Here is a 770-nt window from a genome sequence, read left to right as displayed (position 1 = left end):
CTTACTAAGGAGAGGGGCAGGAGTGAGGTTTTGTACCTGATTGAGTTGAAAATTGCTATAAACTTAAACTCAGTTAAGATATACCAATCCTAGTTGATTTGTAAAAATTTTCTGGTTAAACAAAACTACCCCAAAAGCTTTATTGGCACCATCTATACTTAGCATCATGCGAATTAAATATTTATCAGCTTTTATCATTTATTTTTTTGTGTCAGTACTCTTTTTATCTTTTGTATCTTCTGCTGAAGCTTCTGTTTGTCGCAATTATCAAGAACATCAAATTTGCATTATTGATATTAAACGCAGTGCGAAAAATTATTGGGAATATCGGGCAGTTGTGAGTGTAGATGGAGTCAAAAGACCCCTGGAAGTTTACAATTGTCGTGACCAAAATAAAGTTGAAGAAGATGGAAATATTATGCCATTTGATGACGTTGATCCTGGAAAATTAATATGCAGATATTTTCAAAAACAAAAGTAAGTAATTAACGAGTTGTCCTCAAGATCGCATTTTATACACGGGTGATTTTGTGGTTTAGGCTGAATGTAAATTGCAGCGATGACAAGGATTTTATTTTTGAAATCGAACACAGATGAACACAGATGAACACAGATGTAGACGCCCCTAAGGGCGGCTTCCCGCAGGGTACATAAATAGTTCATCCGTATGTATTTAGGTTATGTGTTGCTATTTGCTTTGTCTCAAACAAGTAGACTGTTACCTAATACATAGTTGCATTCATAGATATTACCTCACCCCGCCTTTGGCA

General features: G+C 35.5%; 1 protein-coding gene. It reads left to right on the top strand.

Translation table 11 applies throughout. The features are described from left to right. Positions 1-166 precede the first annotated feature (166 nt). Positions 167-481 carry a hypothetical protein gene (locus tag UYK_RS0123885; RefSeq protein ID WP_009453760.1) on the top strand — a complete coding sequence of 105 codons (315 nt, stop codon included), beginning with the start codon at positions 167-169 and terminating at the stop codon, positions 479-481. Positions 482-770: the final 289 nt, after the last annotated feature.

Source organism: Fischerella thermalis PCC 7521 (genome assembly GCF_000317225.1).
GTDB classification, from domain to species: Bacteria; Cyanobacteriota; Cyanobacteriia; order Cyanobacteriales; family Nostocaceae; genus Fischerella; species Fischerella thermalis.
The sequence above is the reverse complement of the archived record's forward strand: the minus strand, read 5'-3'. Positions and strand labels throughout refer to the sequence as shown.